The sequence below is a fragment of the Rummeliibacillus sp. TYF005 genome (genome assembly GCF_003844195.1).
Taxonomy (GTDB): Bacteria; Bacillota; Bacilli; order Bacillales_A; family Planococcaceae; genus Rummeliibacillus.
In genome coordinates this window covers 1-2,668 of sequence record NZ_ML122627.1, presented here as the reverse complement: position 1 = coordinate 2,668, position 2,668 = coordinate 1, and the positions used below count along the sequence as shown (strand labels likewise).

The 2,668-nt window shown below is 33.0% G+C and carries 3 protein-coding genes; all 3 read left to right on the top strand.

Translation table 11 applies throughout. The annotated features are described in order from the left end of the window. Positions 1–35: 35 nt before the first annotated feature. The 3 genes from CW357_RS17845 (at position 36) to CW357_RS17835 (ending at position 2,376) form a co-directional block, all read left to right on the top strand. Positions 36–626: a peroxidase-related enzyme gene (locus CW357_RS17845; RefSeq protein ID WP_124218796.1), complete on the top strand. Its 591-nt coding sequence runs from the start codon at positions 36–38 to the stop codon at positions 624–626. 206 nt (positions 627–832) lie between these two features. Further along, positions 833–1,420 (top strand): Maf family protein, encoded by a 588-nt coding sequence (locus tag CW357_RS17840; protein WP_241155182.1) that lies wholly within the window; start codon positions 833–835, stop codon positions 1,418–1,420. A 242-nt stretch (positions 1,421–1,662) separates the two neighbouring features. Beyond that, entirely contained in the window at positions 1,663–2,376 is a 714-nt protein-coding gene (locus tag CW357_RS17835) for an acetyltransferase (protein ID WP_124218792.1), read from the top strand. Positions 2,377–2,668 lie beyond the last annotated feature (292 nt).

The following is a 2,668-nucleotide window of genomic DNA, read 5'->3' as shown; positions in this document are numbered from 1 at the left end:
AGAGCTCTTACTACTAATATACGAGGAGATTAATTATGTCAAAAACTGAACCAAAATATTCTTATCTAGAGCCACCAAATGAGACAGAGGTACCAGAAGAATTGCAAAAAGAATTTGATGTAACAATTGAAACACAATTGAGTCAACAAGGTTTCTTCAATAATTTGTTTAAAATTCTTCCATTAAATGCGAAACAATTTAAAGGATTTTTAGACTTTAAACAGTCCTTATTTGATTCTCAAACGTGTTATCTGAGCAATATTGACAAAGAGATGATAGGGCTCGTCGTTTCCTCTACAAATTCATGTACTTTTTGTCTAACAACACATGGTGATATCCTTCGAGGGTTGACACAAGATCCTGTTTGGGTAGATAAACTAACTTATAATTATCGTTCAGCAGATTTAACCGAAAAGCAAAGAGCGCTGTGTGATTATGCATATCGTGCAACAAAAAATGTCGCTGAATTAACGACAGATGAAGTGGATAAACTTCGAGCAGTTGGTTTCAATGATCATGAAATATTAGAAGCAGCATTCGTTGTAGGATTCTTCAATTATACGAACCGTTGGGTAAGTACAATTGGTGCGATACCTAATCCAGGGCATTATTCACATAATCGATAAAGCTTTAAAAAGTAAATGGGATTAAACTTAAACTGTTATTAAGAAAAGGCGACTTTCGTTCGATGTTGAACTTAAAGTCACCTTTTTTTATTTTTCAGAGGTCTCTTTTATTTAGTTGGCATTTTTTGGGGAATTTCATATTCATCACAGTTTACTACAAAAATCATTCAAACTTATGTATCATTACAAACGAAGGAGTGAACAAATTGCAATTTCATACAACAAAATCATTCGTCTTAGCATCATCCTCACCAAGAAGAAAAGAGCTATTTTCTAGATTACATATCCCTTTTGAAATCATGTCATCTGATGTAGAAGAAACAAGTGTACAAGCATCCACCGTTGATCAATATGTAACAGGAGTCGCGTTATTAAAAGCTCGCGATATTGCCAAAAAAGCACCTGGAAAAGTAATTATTGGTGCCGACACAATTGTAGTAAAAGATAATGTCCTTTTACACAAACCTAAAAACCGTGAAGAAGCACGATCACATCTTTATTCACTTCGTGGAAATTCACACCAAGTATTAACTGCTGTTGCCATTATCGATGAAAATGGCTCAGAAACTACATTCGTAGAGTCAACTAAGGTTATTTTTAAGAATGTTTCAGATCAACTGATCGAAGCCTATATCGCAACTAAAGATCCATTTGACAAGGCAGGCGGTTACGGTATTCAAACGGATGGCGTTTTTCTTGTCGATCGTATTGAAGGGGATTATTTAAATGTTGTGGGCTTACCATTAGCACGTGTTTGTGAAGAACTTTTGAATCAGGAACTTATAACGTTATAATAACAAAGCTAAAAATTCTCTAAAAATTAGCCCTTCCTATAGCCCTATATTGACATACGTTAAATCATAAAGAAGCTACATCTTTCATATGTTTAGTTAGCTGAGAATAATCTATTTATTTAAATCATTTTCTAATAGTTGATTATTATCGAAATATAGTTTTAAATAAATCATCTTTGTAGCTAGGTCATCCACAAAAATAGATTATTTATAGACTAATTGAAGGTAGGTGTATCAATATAATGGATAAATCTCCAAACAATGCTGAAAAGTTAGTGATTGTAGGTGCTGGGGAGTTAGCTGAAATTGCATACGAATATTTTACCTATGATTCCAAATATGAAGTAGTCGCATTTACTGCTGAGAAAGACTACATCAATAGAGACAAGCTTTATGAATTACCAGTTGTTCCTTTTGAAGAGGTACAACAAATTTATCCAGCAAATGAATATAAAGCTTTTGTTGCAATTCCGTATACAAATTTCAATCGATTAAGAACGAGATTATATTATGAAACAAAAAATAAGGGATATGAATTTGTATCTTATGTTAGCTCTAAAGCTTTTGTCTGGAAAAACGTAACAGTTGGAGAAAATTGCTTTATCTTTGAAAACAACGTATTACAACATCATGTTCATGTAGGGAATAACGTTATTTTATGGAGTGGTAACCATATAGGACATCGATCTGTAATTAAGGATCATTGCTTCATATCTTCACATGCAGTTATTGCAGGAAACTGCGAAATTGGCGAAAGCTGTTTTATAGGAATAAATAGTACGATTAATGATGAAATAAAAATAGGAAAGGATTGTTTTATTTCCTCAGGAGCGTTGATCATTAAAAATACTGAAGAAGGAAAAATATATAAAGGCAGCCCCGCAAAGGCATCACCTGTTGATGTTTATAAATATTTTAATATTGACAGAGAGCGTGTCTTTAATAAAAACCATTAAAAATCATCTATTATAATAAAAGGTTACTGTCCATTTGATTAGGATACTGAAATAAACTTTCTAATCATTATTGCGAGCATGAGAACGAATTTTCTCATGCTCGCTTTTTCCGTTTTAAGAAGTAGATTTCCGTTTCAGATAGGCACTACTTCAATACCCTCGTCATTAAAAGATGTGCTCCTATAGAGAGAGAGTTTTTTTAACAAAATTATTTCTTTCTGTAGGGGTTTTTAGCACGAGCTGTTTCTGATGAAGTACTGCTGTAAGCGTCAAGTAGTTTTGAACACTTTCT

Excerpts from the sequence above, each read along its gene's own strand:
- CW357_RS17845 (WP_124218796.1), top strand. The coding sequence starts at position 36 with ATGTCAAAAACTGAACCAAAATATTCTTATCTAGAGCCACCAAATGAG.
- CW357_RS17835 (WP_124218792.1), top strand. The coding sequence starts at position 1,663 with ATGGATAAATCTCCAAACAATGCTGAAAAGTTAGTGATTGTAGGTGCT.